The organism is Aestuarium sp., assembly GCF_023253315.1.
GTDB lineage: Bacteria > Pseudomonadota > Alphaproteobacteria > Rhodobacterales > Rhodobacteraceae > Marivivens > Marivivens donghaensis.
The window spans coordinates 17,095-32,753 of the sequence record NZ_JALRGW010000017.1 but is presented as its reverse complement, the minus strand read 5'-3'; the positions used below and the strand labels follow the sequence as shown (position 1 = coordinate 32,753).

Genomic DNA, 15,659 nt, shown 5'->3' with positions numbered 1-15,659 from the left:
TGGATCATCAATTACTAGTGAAAAAATTTCACTATTCCCCAATTTCTACCATACGCCCCTAGTCTTAGGGGTAGGTTCGGGCGATGGCGACGTTCAACGCGCCGCCCAGCAGGACCAAATAAGCCGATAAATAAAACCACATCAGGAGCGCTACGACCGCACCGAGCGACCCATAGACCTGATTATAATTTCCGAAATTTGCGATGTAGGCCGAAAAGGCTATCGACACCAAATACCACAGGCAAACCGCGACAAAGGCCCCCACGGTCACCCAGCGGGATCGCGGAGAGGCATGAGGTCCGTAGCGATACAAAATCCCCAAAGCCGCTAAGAGGACAAAGAGCGCCACAGCCCAGCGGATCAATTCGATCAATCCGCTCCATTCATTGGCGAGCGGGACAAAGGCAATCGCGATGGGGGCCGCAACAACGACGATCAGCGCGATCAGCGCCACACCAATCATCGCCACCGTCATCACAAATGCGGTCACAGCGTGCCGAACCCCTGACCGCGTTTGCCCCGAATAGATCGCGTTCAATCCCCGCAGCATCGCGCCAACACCCGCCCGCGCCGACCAGAGCGCGATGGCAAGTGACACAAACGACGCCCACCCCAGCGTCGTAGCCCCTGCCCCAAGCAACCGATCAATCTGTGCCTCAAACAAGGTGAACACATCCGCAGGGATCACGTCCCGCAACAGGTCGAGCTGTTCGGCGATCACGACAGGGTCCGCTACGATGCCAAACATTGCGATCGACGCCGCAAAGGCAGGAAAGATCGAAAACATCCCATAAAACGCCACGCCCGCAGAGATCAGGTCGAGGTCGTTTTTCCCCAGCACATCGTGGAAGGATCGCCAGATCAGAACAATGCGCGAGAGGGACAGGTCAGCCATAGGGCTAAAATGGGCCGCGGGTTGGGGCTTTGCAACCGATTAGCTGCTCTGCGACAACCCGCCCAAGGTGTTCAGCAGAAACTGGTTGAAGACAGGCGAACAGGCCGCCCCCATAGCGCGTGCGTTGCGGCCCACGGTGCCTTCGGCAATCACAGGCGGGAACAAACCGCGCTGGTCGAGGTCGACGATATTTTCGCGGACGCGGTTGATCAGTCGTGTCCGCACTTCGGCGGGGAACGCCCCGTCGATCACCACGGCCTCAAAGTCGATCACTGCGCAAACGGTCAGTGCCGCCCGCGCAAGGTGCCGCGCGGTGTAGTCGATCCAGTTATCGAGAACTTCGGGGAAATCATGCCAGTCCTGAGGCGAGGCCCAGATCCGTGCGGGTTCAATCCCCTTACGCGCCAAATCCGCCTCAAGACGGTAGAGCGACGCCACATCGATCAACTGCTTATCTTCGCCCGTGGACAAACGGATCGGCAGCGACCCGAAGGCCCCCGCATTGCCGCGTGCGCCCTCAAACACCGCATGGTTCAGAACCACGCCACCGCCGATAAACGACCCAACAAAGAAGTAAGCAAAGTCACGATAAGTCCGACCGAGGCCGTAAACATGTTCCGCCCGACAAGCCGCAGTGGCGTCGTTTTCGATGAACACAGGCAGATTGGTGAACTGAGCAATCTCAGCCGCGAAATCCAGATCACGCCACGCGGCAATGTCGTTTGGCGGCGCACCGATGGTTTCGGACCAATTCCAAATCTCGAACGGCATTGCGATGCCGATACCCGAAATGCGATCTGCCGCCTGATCGCCCAGCGCCTCGCGGAACGAGGCCAGCCCTGATTTCAGGAAACCAACAATCGCGTCGGGCATGGGGTAACGATAGGTCGTCTGAAGCAACTGCCGTGTGTTGCCGAGAAAGTCGGTCAAAACGAGGTCAGCACTACGGCGGCCGATCTTCATACCGATCGAATAGAGACCGTCGGGGTTCAGCCCCATCGGAATGGACGGCTTGCCCACGCGGCCACGCTGCGGCGCACCCCGTTCGAGGAGGCCGTCAGATTCAAGGCTGCGCAGGATCACCGACACCGTTTGCGGCGACAGCCCTGCGCGGCGGGCAATCTCTACCCCCGGCATGGCGCCGCTGCGCTGGATCATAGAAAGAACGAGACGCTCGTTATAGTCGCGCAGCCCAGACTGATTGGACCCGCGGAACACCTGCGGATCACCAGTGGATTGGTCCTGACTTTCGTCTTGGCTGCGGTCGTCGAGTTTCATGTGCTCTTTCAAAGTGGATTAGGGTTCGATGACCCCTTTTCGTAGGATCACATTCGCATAAAGCGCGGGCTCGCTCGTGGCAACAATTGTATGTGCCTGTCGAATACGCGGATATAGATCGTCGCCAGACATCGCACGCACGGCTACATCGGGGACCATAGAGGCAATCACGGCGTCAATCTCATGGTGGATCGGCGCGAATTGGGCGGGATCATTGAACTGAGCCGAACGGAAAATCGCATCGGGGACAGCGCGGTCAATCGGCATCACTGCCAGAATCGCCTTGAGCACGGGGACCAATTCCAGCCCATCCGCACGCACGACACGGCGACCATGTTCCAGCGCAGGATAGTTTCCATCCACAATCGCGATTTCGTCACCATGACCCATGGATCGCAACGTATAAAGCAAGTCCGGCCCTAATAGCGCAGGGATACCGATAAGCATTTTAATGTCCTTTTAGACCTCTTCCTGACTCCTGAAAGTGCCGATCACATTTGGAACTGTCAATAAGTAAATAAGATTGATTTATTTATTGACGAACGCCGACGAATCGAGTTGTCTATGGGCAATCCCAGAGCGGAGGTGCGATGGGATAGAGCGGATCAAACACGGTCCGTATCTGGAATTCTTGGGAGGAAACCATGAAAAAACTTCTCGCCGGTTCGGCACTTGCTCTTGTTGCTATGTCTGGTGCGGCTATGGCCGAAAGCCATTCCGCAGGCACCCTGTGCCTCATCACGAAAAACAACACCAACCCGTTCTTCGTGAAAATGCGCGAAGGCGCTGAAGCACGCGCTAACGAGCTGGGCATGAACCTGATGGCGTTCGCTGGTGTAACCGATGGCGACGCTGCTCCGCAGATCTCCGCAATCGAAAACTGTGTTGCTGCTGGCGCAAAAGGCATCCTGATCACCGCATCGAACGACTCGGTTACTCCGGCTCTGATCGACGCACGCGCTGCTGGCGTTCTGGTTATCGCACTCGATACCCCGCTCGCTGATCCGGAAGCACAGGACATGACCTTTGCAACCGACAACTTCGAAGCTGGCATCTTGATCGGTAAATGGGCTGCTGCAACCCTCGGTGACGACGCTGCGAACGCAAAAATCGCAATGCTCGACATCAACAAAGACAACATCTCTGTTGACGTTGCACGTGACACCGGCTTCCTCGTTGGCTTCGGCATCGAAGTTCCTGACCTGACTGTCATGGGTTCGGAAACCGACCCGCGCGTTATCGGTCACGAAACTTCGAACGCTTCGGTTGAAGGCGGCGTAACCGCGATGGAAAACCTCCTCGCTCGTGACCCCGACATCAACGTTGTCTACACCATCAACGAACCTGCTGCTGAAGGCGCATACCAGGCACTGGTTAACGCTGGCAAAGAAGAAGGCGTTCTGATCGTTTCCGTTGACGGCGGCTGCCCAGGCGTTGAAAACGTGAAATCTGGCGTCATCGGCGCAACCTCGCAGCAGTACCCGCTGCTGATGGCATCCAAAGGCGTTGAAGCTGTTGCAGCATACATCGCTGACGGTTCGAAGCCGTCCGCGTCCGAAGGTCTGACCTTCTTCAATACAGGCGTAAACCTGATCACCGACAAGCCGGCAGAGGGCGTACCGTCCCTGACCAGCGCTGAAGGCCTTGAAATCTGCTGGGGCTAAGTTCCACAGTATGACTACACTGGTAAAGGGCGGCAGCGCGCCGCCCTTTATCTATCCACCGTCACGCGTTTCGTACGCAAGGGAGGGCACCGGACGAAATGAGCACCCAAACAGAATCCAAAAAACCAATTAACGAATTCGAAGTAGGCCTAGACAAAGCCGATAAGGCCGTCGCCTCCTTCGCGCAGGACGATAAGACACTTACGCACGTCCTCCGCAAATTCCTGCGGGATTACCCCACCACTATTCCGGCACTTGTCCTGATCGTCAGCATTTTGTTCTTTGGCGCATTCGCCAATAACTTCATGACGCCGGGCACACTGTCGTTGGTTCTCAAGCAGGTGACTGTGACGGGTATCGTTGCCGTTGCTCAAACGCTGATCATTCTGACCGCAGGTATCGACCTCTCGGTTGGTGCGATCCTCGTGCTCTCGTCTATCATCATGGGCAAACTGTCCGTTGACTTCGGCCTGCCGCCATTCCTCGCCATTTCGATTGGCCTGTTCTTTGGCGGTCTGATGGGGTGGTTCAACGGTATCCTCGTGACCGTGATCAAACTGCCGCCGTTCATCGTGACGCTCGGCACGCTGTCGATCTTTACCGCGCTCAAGCTCTGGTATTCGGCATCGCAGTCAATCCGCGGCTCTGACATCCGCGAAACTGCGCCGTCACTCCTATTCTTTGGCGAACGGATATCCTTTGCCGGGTTCCAAATCACCTATGGCGTTGTCGCGCTCTTGGTACTGGCTGGCCTCGTTTATTACATGCTCAACCACACCGCTTGGGGCCGTCACGTGATGGCAATCGGCGATGACCCAGATGCTGCGATGCTCTCTGGTATCCGCATCAACCGCACCTTGGTTTCGGTCTACGCCTTTGCTGGTCTGATCTGCGCCTTTGGTGGCTGGGCTGCTGCGGGCCGCGTTGGGTCGATCTCTCCCATCGGCTTTGACGACGTGAACCTGCAATCCATCACCGCGGTTGTGATCGGCGGCACCTCTCTGTTCGGTGGTCGCGGTTCGGTGATCGGCTCGGTTCTGGGTGCGATTATCGTGGGCGTCTTTACCACTGGCCTCTCGCTGGGTGGCGTGGACGACTACTGGCAACAATTTGCAGCGGGCTGCCTTGTTCTTGTGGCGGTCGCTCTTGACCAATGGCTGCGGAGGGCCACGAAATGACGAACGTGCAACCTATCCTATCCGCACGCGGGCTGATGAAACGCTATGGTCAGGTTGTGGCCATGAACGGCGCAGACTTCGACCTGTATCCCGGCGAAATCACTGCTGTGATCGGCGACAACGGCGCGGGCAAATCCACCTTGATCAAAGCTTTGTCGGGGGCAGTTGTTCCCGACCACGGCCAGATCTTCTTGGAAGGCAAAGAGGTCCACTTCAAACGGCCAGACGATGCGCGCAATGCGGGGATCGAAACCGTTTACCAGAACCTCGCGCTGTCCCCTGCTCTGTCGATCGCCGACAACATGTTCTTGGGCCGTGAGTGGCGCAAACCGGGCCTGTTGGGCAAAGTGTTCCGCAAAATGGACCACGCTCGTATGCAGGACTTCGCGCGCGATAAGCTGAACGATCTGGGCCTGATGACCATTCAGAACATCAACCAAGCGGTTGAGACCCTCTCTGGTGGTCAGCGTCAGGGTGTTGCTGTAGCACGCGCTGCGGCGTTCGGATCCAAGGTGATCATCCTCGACGAACCGACAGCTGCGCTTGGCGTAAAAGAAAGCCGTCGCGTTCTCGAACTGATCCAAGACGTGCGCTCGCGTGGTATTCCGATCATCCTGATCAGCCACAACATGCCCCACGTGTTCGAGCTTGCTGATCGCATCCACGTTCACCGCCTTGGTCAACGTTTGTGCGTGATCGACCCGAAAAAACACACCATGTCGGACGCCGTTGCCTATATGACTGGCGCAAAAGAACCGGATACGGAATTGGAACTGGCGTAAATGGCCAACTTCACCGACCTGACGAACAAAGTAAATGTGGTCCTCGATGCTATCGAGGGCCATATTGCCTCAAAGCCCCGCCTGATCGTCGCCATCACAGGCGCCCCTGCCAGCGGGAAATCCACCCTCTCCGAAGAGCTCTTGCGTCGTCTGAAGATCAAAAAGATCGATGCACAGATCGTTCCGATGGACGGGTTCCACCTCGACAACCGTATCTTGGACGAGATGAACATGCGGCCCCGCAAGGGTGCGCCCGAAACGTTTGACGCTCACGGGTTTATCCAGCTTATCCGCACCATCCGCGAGGGTCGCCCCGCCTATTACCCTGTCTTCGACCGTCCTCGTGACATCGCCATCGCAGGCGCTGGTCTGGTCAGCCCAGAGTGCCAAGTCATCATCGTCGAAGGCAACTACCTGATGTTTGATGAGGACCCGTGGCGCGAACTTGCCCCGATGTGGGATCTCACCATCCGTTGGGATGTGCCTCTGCCTGAACTGCGGGCGCGTTTGATCCAACGTTGGCTGTCGCTCAACCATTCGCGCACCAATGCCGTGCGCCGCGCCGAAGGGAACGACATCCCGAACGCCGAACGCGTGCTCGCCCATGCGTTACCCTGCGACATCACCCTGCCTGCATTAGGCGCGCTGTAGCGTTTCGGGTTGCTCCTGCCTACCAGCAGAATATTCTGTGTCCCATAGTCGCCCACCTACGCGGGGGGCCACATTTGTTTCCGAAGGACACTGTTATAATGACCAAGATCACCGTCCCGACCCAGCCAATTGAGGGCCAAAAACCGGGGACGAGCGGGCTTCGCAAGAAAACGCGCACCTTTATGGAGCCGCATTTTCTTGAAAACTACGTGCAGGCGATTTTTGATGGGATCGGCGGCGTTGCGGGGAAAACCCTGCTCGCTGGTGGGGACGGTCGCTATTTCAATGACCGCGCGATCCAAGTCATCCTGCGTATGGCCGCCGCCAATGGCGCTTCGAAGTGCGTCGTTGGGCAAAACGGGATTTGTTCGACCCCTGCCGCGTCGAACCTCATTCGCAAATACCAGATGGACGGCGGGTTGATCCTCTCGGCCTCGCATAACCCTGGTGGCGTGGATTATGACTTCGGGCTGAAGTTCAACGGCGCAAACGGTGGCCCTGCGTCAGAGGCCGTCACCGACCGCATCTATGCCATTACGCAAACCATCCGCGAATACCACATCCTAGAGGCCCAAGACGTGGACCTCAGCCGCATCGGCACCTCCACCCTCGGCGATATGCAGGTTGAGGTGATCGACCCTGTGGCTGATTATGCTGACCTGATGCAGAGCCTCTTTGACTTCAATGCGATCCGCGCGATGTTCCAGTCGGGCTTCACCATGCGGTTCGACGCGATGCACGCGGTCACAGGCCCCTACGCAAAGGCGTTGATCGAAGGACAACTGGGTGCTGCCGCAGGAACGGTCGTGAACGGCACCCCCCTGCCCGACTTTGGCGGCGGACACCCCGACCCGAACCCGATCTGGGCGCACGAGCTGATGGCGCTCATGACGAGTCCCGATGCCCCCGATTTCGGCGCGGCCTCTGACGGCGACGGCGACCGCAATATGATCGTGGGCAAGGGTCTGTTTGTCTCGCCCTCCGATAGCCTCGCTATTCTCGCGGCAAACGCGCACCTCGCCCCGGCCTATAAGGACGGAATCGCAGGGATTGCCCGTTCGATGCCAACGTCTGCCGCTGCGGATCGGGTCGCAGAACGGCTAGGCATTGAGAGTTTCGAGACACCGACAGGCTGGAAGTTCTTTGGCAACCTTCTGGACGCGGGCCGCGTCACCATTTGCGGTGAGGAAAGCGCAGGCACGGGATCGGACCACGTGCGTGAAAAGGACGGCCTCTGGGCGGTGCTCTTGTGGCTCAATATCATGGCGGTCACGGGCAAACCCGCGACGCAAATCCTACGCGATCACTGGGCCGATTATGGCCGCAACTACTACAGCCGTCATGACTATGAAGATGTCGATGTCGACAGCGCCAATGCGGTGATGGACGGACTGCGGGCAAAGTTCGCCACCCTCATCGGCCAGCAATTCGGCCCGCTGACGGTGAGCAGCGCGGATGAGTTCGCCTATGACGATCCCGTTGACGGCAGCCGCAGCGAACAGCAGGGCATACGCATCGGCTTTTCGTCTGGTGGGCGCGTTGTGTTCCGTTTGTCGGGCACGGGCACAGTGGGCGCGACCCTGCGGGTCTACCTCGAAGAGCTAGAGACCGACCCGACGAAATTGGACCAAGACCCCCAAGAGGCATTGGCCCATATCATCGCAGCCGCAGAGGCGATGGCAGGCATCACCACCCATACGGGCCGTGATACCCCGAATGTAATTACTTAACCAAACGCAGCGCGGGCTGTTCGATCACCTCGCGCGACACAACTTCACCTTTGAACGCGAGCACGGGATGACGCTGCGCATCCCCGATCGCGCTCACGTTCACCAAGGCTTGGCTAAACGGCTTTTTGCCTGTGTTCGGACGAAAATCGTAGTTCATCACACGGATCGACGGGCGCGGTGTGCGACCGATCTTTAATTGGAAGAAATGAAACCCAACCTTACCCAGTGATACCTTTAATGACTTTTTGCGCATGACACGCTCCAATAGGTAGCAGACATGCCAAAGGTATTAAATTTTATTCGAACGTATATTCTTATTGTCTGATCAGCCCTGAAATACCCGCATTTGTGACTTTTGGAACAACAGATTTCGCGGAAAAGTCGGGGCCGATAATCCATCCGAAACCCATAGGTTGCATCAGAACCGCCCCTTGGCGTGGGGTGAGGCCCATGTCAGCCAAATTGCAGCCGTCCATGTGAACTGCGGCCCGCCCGCAGGGGCACCGTCGAGTGGGCTGAAATATTCCCAGAACCCATGTTCCGCGATGAGCTTTTGCGTCTGTTTGCGCAGCCGTTCGGCGTGGACCGTATGCCCCGTTTCCGCGAGCCCGATCCCGATCAGCGCGTTCACCATCCCCCACACAGGCCCGCGCCAATAGCGAAGGTGGTTAAAATGCGGGTCCTCGGGATCGTTCGACGGAATACCAAAGCCCACCTGCCCGATGATCCGATCATAATGCGCAAGCATCCGATCATCTTTGATCCCCGCAAACCAACAGAGGAACGACGCGCTCGACAGCGAATTGGTAAACGTGCCCGTCCGCACATCGACTGAATCGTAGTGACCGCGATCAGGGTTCCAATGACGCTCCACCCCTTGCTTGAGTGTCTTGATCCAGCCTTCGATCTCCTCGACGCCGTGATCCAGTTCGACCGCGATATGCAACAGATCGCGGCAGGCCCGCAGGAAAAGGAAGGTCATTCCGACATCGGCCACGCGAAATGGGCCGTGGTCGCGGATGTGGTCCTCATCATACCCACAATCGCGGTTGAATTGGACCAGCGCGAGGTAGCGGTCGTAGTCCTCTTTCTTGGGCCGCATGGCGGGGTCGACGTGATCAATGTCGCGCCGATGGTATTCGCCGACGTTCGACCCATCCACATTGGCCAGCGCCGTGTCCCAATCCACCGCATTATCGCGTCCAGATTCCCAAGGATGCGTGATCACCACCATCCCCTCGTGCAGACGATATTTGACGAACCACCGATGCCACGACACCAGCCGGCCATACATCAGCTCCATATGCACGCGGCCATAGTGTTTGTCGGCCTCATAGACCGCACGCACCATCGTCGCCGCAATCGGGGGCTGGGTGATGCCAGAGGTATGCGGCACCCGTTCGACGTTCCAAATATCAGGGCCAGGGAAATAACCGATGGCCTGTTTGTGGAACACGATATGCGGGACCATCCCGTTGTCCCATTGGCCCGTGAACAAGGTCTCGATCTCGGCCCACGCGCGACGCGGATCATGGGTGGAAAACCCCCACGCGGCAAAGGCACTGTCCCAGTTCCATTGATAAGGATACAGCCCCTTGGTCGGGACGGTGTATAAACCGCGGTCGTTTTCCTGAAGGATCTTGCGGGCTTTTTTATCGATTTTATCGTAATTCATCCGTGGTCCTTTCCCCTGTCCCGACCGTATGCGCCTCGGACCTGTGGGTTTAGTCGCCAGCCCCGAACGCGGCGACGTTTGGGCCAAAACCTGCGCAGTGCCCTTTTATTAGGCAGCTTTGCCCATCGGGGTAGCAAGGGTGGGACCAATCACCGCACAAGGATAGGTTGCCAAACGGGTCGTCAGGCAGTGACACTCGACCTCGAAAAGGCCTATCTCACTGACCCTTCGTAAAATATTTTAAATTTCACATATAATTTACGACTTATGCGTCAGAACTGTTGACAAGAGGGTTGCGAGGCCGCATATACATTTCTAAATTCAAATGTATGCAGATATATACCGACCTGTGATACATCTGAGCGAAACAACCGATTGTGCCCCACCCCGCGGGCGACCGAGGAGACCAGACATGACCGATTACCCTGTAAATATGGATGTAAAACCAGAAGTTACCGCGTTTTTCGACCCTGCGACTTGGACCATTTCCTATGTGGTCAAAGACCCAGCATCGAACAAATGCGCGATTGTCGATTCTGTCATGGACATCGATTACGCCGCTGGCCGTATCACCTATGAATCGGCAGATGCGCTGATCAAACACGTCGAAGACAACGGTCTAGAACTGGAATGGCTGCTCGAAACCCACGTCCACGCTGACCACCTCTCGGCTGCGCCATATATCCAGAACAAACTGGGCGGCAAAATCGGCATCGGCAAGAATATCACCATCGTTCAGGACGTGTTCGGCAAGGTGTTCAACGAAGGCACCGAATTCCAGCGTGATGGTTCGCAGTTCGATGCTCTGCTCGAAGATGGCGACATCCTCGAAATCGGTGAGCTAAAGCTGACCGTGATGCACACTCCGGGTCACACCCCCGCTTGCATGACCTACGTCACTGGCAACGCGGCCTTTGTGGGCGACACCCTGTTCATGCCAGACGGCGGTTCTGCTCGTGCGGACTTCCCGGGTGGTGACGCAGGCACGCTCTATGACTCGATCCAAAAGGTTCTCGCGCTGCCTGACGACATGCGTCTGTTCATGTGCCACGACTACGGCCCGAACGGTCGCGACATCGAGTGGGAAACCACCGTAGGCGCAGAGAAAGAGCACAACATCCACGTCGGCGCTGGCAAAACCAAAGAAGACTTTGTCAAATTCCGCACCGAGCGTGACGCGCAGCTCGACATGCCACGCCTGATCATTCCGTCGCTGCAAGTTAACATGCGCGCAGGCGAAATCCCGACCGACAAAGACGGTCGCCCAATGCTCAAAGTACCAGTGAACGGCCTCTAAGGGCCGTTCCTTTTTATAATAAAAACGAGGGGAGACATCATGGACATCAAGGATATCAACAAACGCATCAGCGTGAGCCCACAGATCACTGCAGCCGACGTTAAGGCGATTGCAGACGCGGGCTTTCGTGCCATCATCTGTAACCGTCCCGACGGCGAAGGTGCTGACCAACCAACCTTTGAAGAGATCGACACCGCGGCTAAGGCTGCTGGTCTCGAAACGCTCTACCTGCCGATCGTATCGGGCAAGGTTGAGGACGCGGATGCCGCGAAATTCGGTGACGCCCTTGATGCGCTCCCTGGTCCCGTTTTGGCCTACTGCCGCACAGGCACCCGTTCCGCGACCCTCTGGTCGCTGAGCCAAGCGAAATCCCTGCCCGTCTCTGACATCCTCGCAGCAACGAAATCCGCTGGCTACGACATGGGCGGCGTTGTGCGTCGTATCGCAAACGGCGGCAAAACCCCGACCGACAACACCGACGCATCGTTTGACGTTGTGATCGTCGGCGGTGGCGCAGGCGGTATCGCAGTGGCCTCGTCGCTGAAGGCTCGCAAACCTGACCTCGACATCGCGGTGATCGACCCTGCCGACATCCACTACTACCAGCCCGGCTGGACGATGGTTGGCGCGGGCGTCTTCCACCCCCAAGAAACTGCAAAAACCATGGGCAGCCTCATTCCCAAAGGCGTCCACTGGATCAAATCGGCGGTTGCTGCTTTTGAACCCAAAGACAACGCTGTCATCCTCGATGGCTGTCGCGTGGTTGGCTACAAACGCCTGATCGTTGCACCGGGCATCAAACTCGACTGGAACCGCATTGAAGGCCTCGTGGATACGCTCGGCAAAAACGGCGTGACCTCGAACTACCGCTATGACCTCGCCCCTTACACTTGGAAACTCGTGCAAGAGCTGAAAGAGGGCAAAGCGCTCTTCACCCAGCCGCCGATGCCGATCAAATGCGCAGGTGCTCCGCAAAAAGCGATGTATCTCTCGGGCGACCACTGGTTCAAAAATGGTGCTCTGAAAAACATCGACATCCAGTTCATGAATGCTGGTGGCGTGCTCTTTGGCGTCAAAGACTACGTGCCTGCACTGGAAAAATACGTTGAGAAATACGACGCATCGCTGAACTTCTTCCACAACCTGATCTCGATCGACGGCCCCGCGAAGAAGGCGACCTTTGCCGTCGCGAAACCCGAAACCGAAGCCACCACTGTCACCGTCGATTTCGACATGATCCACGTGGTTCCGCCGCAGGTCGCACCAGACTTCATCCGCGTATCGCCGCTGGCTGACGCCGCAGGTTGGGTTGATGTGGACCAGTCCACGCTGCGCCACAAAACCTACGACAACATCTGGTCGCTGGGCGATGTGATGAACGCTCCGAACGCGAAAACCGCTGCTGCGGCACGTGTTCAGGCGCCTGTTGTGGCTGAAAACGTCTGCGCAGACATCGACGGCAAATCGGCTGTCGCACAGTATAACGGCTACGGCTCCTGCCCGCTCACCGTCGAACGCGGCAAGATCGTTCTGGCTGAATTCGGTTACGGCGGTGCGCTGCTGCCGTCCTTCCCGAAGTGGATCAACGATGGCACCAAACCGTCGAAGCTGGCGTGGTGGCTCAAAGAAACCGCGCTTCCGCCGATCTACTGGAAGGCCATGCTGCGTGGCCGTGAATGGATGATCAAACCTGAAAAGGTAACCGCGAAATAACGACCTTCCTGTTCCGGTGTCCATGCCGGAGCAGAAACTGGCGGGGCCTTCGCCGGCTCCGCCGTTCTTTTTCTCTCCTCCGCCAAGGTGTTGCCCATGGCCCTCTCGCCACTCACAAAATATCTCCCGGTCCTTCAATGGGGCCGCACCTATAACAAAGAAGCCTTCCAGAACGACCTCGTCGCCGCTGTGATCGTGACGATCATGTTGGTGCCACAGTCGCTGGCTTACGCGCTCCTCGCAGGTCTGCCCGCTGAGGCGGGTATCTACGCGTCGATCGTGCCGATCATGCTCTACTCCGTCTTTGGCACCTCGCGCGCGCTGGCCGTTGGTCCTGTGGCCGTTGTGTCGCTGATGACCGCCGCCGCGATTGGCAAGGTCGCCCAATCGGGTGACATCGGATACGCCACTGCCGCGCTGACGTTGGCGTTCCTTTCGGGCGTCATGCTCTTGGGCCTTGGCCTGCTGCGGTTGGGCTGGATCGCGAACTTCCTATCCCACCCTGTGATCGCGGGCTTTATCACCGCCTCGGGCGTCCTCATCGCATCGAGCCAGATCGGCCATATCCTCGGCATCTCGATCTCGGGCCACTCGCTGCCGCATATGTTCGAAAGCCTGTTTGAGAACTTCACCAAACTGAACTTTATCACGCTCTTTATCGGCGTTGCGGCCACCGCGTTCCTGTTCTGGGTGCGCAAGGGCCTCAAACCGCTCCTTCTGTCCAAAGGCGTGCCGCCGAAACTCGCGGACGTACTGACCAAGGCTGGCCCCGTTGCTGCCGTCGTCGTCACCACCGCTTTCGTTGCGCTGTTCCGTCTGGATAACTGGGGCGTCAAAGTGGTCGGCGAAGTCCCGCAGAGCCTGCCACCCTTCACCATGCCCGACCTCTCGTTCGATCTGATCGGCAAACTCTTTGTCCCTGCCCTCCTGATCTCGATCATCGGCTTTGTTGAATCGATCTCGGTCGCGCAAACCCTTGCCGCAAAGAAACGTCAGCGCATCACCCCTGACCAAGAGCTGATCGGTCTGGGCGCTGCAAACATCGGTGCGGCTTTTACAGGCGGCTATCCGGTCACGGGTGGCTTTGCCCGTTCGGTTGTGAACTTTGACGCAGGTGCAGAAACCCCTGCGGCTGGTGCCTTCACCGCTATTGGCCTCGCCATTGCCGCGCTCGCCCTCACCCCGCTTCTCTACTTCCTCCCCAAGGCAACGCTGGCCGCAACAATCATCGTCGCTGTCTTGTCGCTCGTTGACTTCTCGATCCTGAAACGGTCGTGGGGCTATTCCAAACCCGACTTCTTTGCGGTGGCTGCAACCATCCTGATGACCTGGGCCTTTGGTGTGGAAACGGGCGTGTCGTCAGGTGTTGGCCTCTCGGTCCTTCTGTATCTCTTTAAAACATCGCGCCCGCACATCGCCGAAGTGGGCCTGATGGAAGGCACCGAACACTTCCGCAACATCAAACGCCATCAAGTGAAAACCGATGACCGTCTGGTGATGATGCGCGTCGATGAAAGCCTCTACTTCGCCAACGCACGCTTCCTCGAAGATTACATCTACGACCGTGTGCAGGCTGATTGTGGCATCGAACATGTGGTGCTGATGATGTCGGCGGTGAACGCCATCGACTTCTCCGCCCTCGAAAGCCTCGAGGCCATCAACGCCCGCCTCAAAGATATGGGCATCAAACTGCACATGTCCGAAGTCAAAGGCCCCGTGATGGACCGCCTCCAGACCGCGCATTTCCTGCACGACATGACGGGCGAGGTGTTCCTCTCGCAATACGAGGCGATGGCCAAGCTCACAGGCATGACTGCCGCCAAAGCAGCCGAATAACCAAAAAGGGCGCGACCATCCGGTTCGCGCCCTTTTTCTATGGTCTCCAACATGGTCTACGATTTCGTTAACCAATGTATGAAGCTGAGGCTTATCAGTATCTTAGGTGATTTTGGTGGTACCCGCGGCCGGACTCGAACCGGCACGGCACTAAGGCCAAGAGATTTTAAGTCTCCGATGTCTACCATTCCACCACGCGGGCACGAGGGTGTTTTGCCCTGCCCCGCGCCGATGGGCAAGGGGCGAAAGGCGCAAAAGCCGCTTTGACGGAATTATCCGCCCGTGGCGACAGGACCGACGCCTTCTTCTTTGACGGCCTGCATCGCAACATAGGTCGATGTATTCGCCAAATACGGCAGGGTCGAGATTTTCTCTGCCAGAACAAGCCGATACGCGGACATCGACGCCGTGCGAACCTTGAGCAGGTAGTCGAACTGACCCGCAATCAGGTGACACTGTTCAATCTCTGGCACGCGAATGACGGCAGCGTTGAACTCGGCCAAGGCCGACTCGCGAGTGTCGGTCAGTTTCACCTCGACAAAGGCCACGTGATCGCGCCCCAAACGGATCGGGTCAAAGAGCGCGCGATAGCCACGGATCAGCCCTGTTTCCTCAAGCCGCTTCAAACGCGCTTGGGTCGGGGATTTCGACAGGCCGATCCGACGCGACAGCTCGGTCACACTGATCCGCCCCTCAATCGCGACGATATCCAAAATCTTACGGTCGAATGCGTCCAGATCAGAACTATGGTGGATCATCTTGGCCTCTCTCACAGCAATATCGCCTCAAACTCGGCGATTTTGACAGTGAATGCGCCGCGAAAGGCGAACCTTCAAGGTAAATTTACGGCAAACAGGCCTAACGTGCGGTAAATCTGGAAATTTAGCGCAAACATGCGCCGCAGCCGTTCGCAACGGCATCAAGAATTCCGTAAATGTCCTGCATTTTGGGCAAAATCAG

The 15,659-nt window shown here is 57.5% G+C and carries 14 protein-coding genes and 1 tRNA gene; 8 read left to right on the top strand and 7 right to left on the bottom strand.

Going from position 1 to position 15,659, the window contains the following annotated elements:
* Positions 1-64: 64 nt before the first annotated feature.
* From AC1QQ2_RS09800 to AC1QQ2_RS09790, 3 genes are read right to left on the bottom strand one after another with little or no spacing between them, the layout of a single operon-like run.
* Complete coding sequence (locus AC1QQ2_RS09800; protein WP_479712985.1) at positions 65-895, bottom strand: YihY/virulence factor BrkB family protein; 831 nt, start codon at positions 893-895, stop codon at positions 65-67.
* 39 nt (positions 896-934) lie between these two features.
* On the bottom strand, positions 935-2,173 hold the full coding sequence (locus tag AC1QQ2_RS09795) for an ROK family transcriptional regulator (protein WP_479712984.1): 1,239 nt from the start codon (positions 2,171-2,173) through the stop codon (positions 935-937).
* A gap of 18 nt (positions 2,174-2,191) precedes the next feature.
* On the bottom strand, positions 2,192-2,620 hold the full coding sequence (locus tag AC1QQ2_RS09790) for an RbsD/FucU family protein (protein ID WP_479712983.1): 429 nt from the start codon (positions 2,618-2,620) through the stop codon (positions 2,192-2,194).
* 197 nt (positions 2,621-2,817) lie between these two features.
* Between AC1QQ2_RS09790 and AC1QQ2_RS09785 the strand changes: the two genes are divergently transcribed.
* From AC1QQ2_RS09785 to AC1QQ2_RS09765, 5 genes are all read left to right on the top strand, one after another.
* Positions 2,818-3,837, top strand: coding sequence for a substrate-binding domain-containing protein (locus tag AC1QQ2_RS09785; protein ID WP_479712982.1), 1,020 nt, complete (start codon positions 2,818-2,820; stop codon positions 3,835-3,837).
* 98 nt (positions 3,838-3,935) lie between these two features.
* Positions 3,936-5,015, top strand: a complete 1,080-nt coding sequence (locus tag AC1QQ2_RS09780) for an ABC transporter permease (RefSeq protein WP_479712981.1) — start codon at positions 3,936-3,938, stop codon at positions 5,013-5,015.
* The gene (locus tag AC1QQ2_RS09775) at positions 5,012-5,797 is read left to right on the top strand and encodes an ATP-binding cassette domain-containing protein (protein ID WP_105236382.1); all 786 of its coding nucleotides are present in this window, start codon (positions 5,012-5,014) and stop codon (positions 5,795-5,797) included. Before AC1QQ2_RS09780 ends, AC1QQ2_RS09775 begins: the two co-directional genes overlap by 4 nt.
* Complete coding sequence (locus AC1QQ2_RS09770; protein ID WP_479712980.1) at positions 5,798-6,448, top strand: nucleoside/nucleotide kinase family protein; 651 nt, start codon at positions 5,798-5,800, stop codon at positions 6,446-6,448. It begins immediately after the preceding gene.
* A gap of 98 nt (positions 6,449-6,546) precedes the next feature.
* Complete coding sequence (locus AC1QQ2_RS09765; protein ID WP_479712979.1) at positions 6,547-8,178, top strand: alpha-D-glucose phosphate-specific phosphoglucomutase; 1,632 nt, start codon at positions 6,547-6,549, stop codon at positions 8,176-8,178.
* Here the strand turns inward: AC1QQ2_RS09765 and AC1QQ2_RS09760 are convergent.
* Both AC1QQ2_RS09760 and AC1QQ2_RS09755 read right to left on the bottom strand, forming a co-directional pair.
* Positions 8,171-8,431: a hypothetical protein gene (locus AC1QQ2_RS09760; RefSeq protein WP_105235627.1), complete on the bottom strand. Its 261-nt coding sequence runs from the start codon at positions 8,429-8,431 to the stop codon at positions 8,171-8,173. The two genes, AC1QQ2_RS09765 and AC1QQ2_RS09760, sit on opposite strands and share 8 nt — an antisense overlap.
* A gap of 165 nt (positions 8,432-8,596) precedes the next feature.
* On the bottom strand, positions 8,597-9,853 hold the full coding sequence (locus AC1QQ2_RS09755) for an MGH1-like glycoside hydrolase domain-containing protein (protein ID WP_479712978.1): 1,257 nt from the start codon (positions 9,851-9,853) through the stop codon (positions 8,597-8,599).
* A gap of 412 nt (positions 9,854-10,265) precedes the next feature.
* Here AC1QQ2_RS09755 and AC1QQ2_RS09750 point away from each other — a divergent pair, with 412 nt between their 5' ends.
* The 3 genes from AC1QQ2_RS09750 to AC1QQ2_RS09740 all read left to right on the top strand — a co-directional run bounded on the left by AC1QQ2_RS09750 (position 10,266) and on the right by AC1QQ2_RS09740 (position 14,699).
* Positions 10,266-11,150: an MBL fold metallo-hydrolase gene (locus tag AC1QQ2_RS09750; RefSeq protein ID WP_105235629.1), complete on the top strand. Its 885-nt coding sequence runs from the start codon at positions 10,266-10,268 to the stop codon at positions 11,148-11,150.
* 39 nt (positions 11,151-11,189) lie between these two features.
* Positions 11,190-12,863: a bifunctional protein tyrosine phosphatase family protein/NAD(P)/FAD-dependent oxidoreductase gene (locus tag AC1QQ2_RS09745; protein ID WP_479712977.1), complete on the top strand. Its 1,674-nt coding sequence runs from the start codon at positions 11,190-11,192 to the stop codon at positions 12,861-12,863.
* 96 nt (positions 12,864-12,959) lie between these two features.
* A complete protein-coding gene (locus AC1QQ2_RS09740) occupies positions 12,960-14,699 on the top strand; it encodes a SulP family inorganic anion transporter (RefSeq protein WP_105235631.1) in 1,740 nt (579 codons plus the stop codon).
* A 116-nt stretch (positions 14,700-14,815) separates the two neighbouring features.
* Here AC1QQ2_RS09740 and AC1QQ2_RS09735 read toward each other — a convergent pair.
* Positions 14,816-14,901 (bottom strand) — tRNA-Leu (locus tag AC1QQ2_RS09735).
* A gap of 70 nt (positions 14,902-14,971) precedes the next feature.
* Positions 14,972-15,457 carry an Lrp/AsnC family transcriptional regulator gene (locus tag AC1QQ2_RS09730; RefSeq protein ID WP_067549763.1) on the bottom strand — a complete coding sequence of 162 codons (486 nt, stop codon included), beginning with the start codon at positions 15,455-15,457 and terminating at the stop codon, positions 14,972-14,974.
* Positions 15,458-15,659 lie beyond the last annotated feature (202 nt).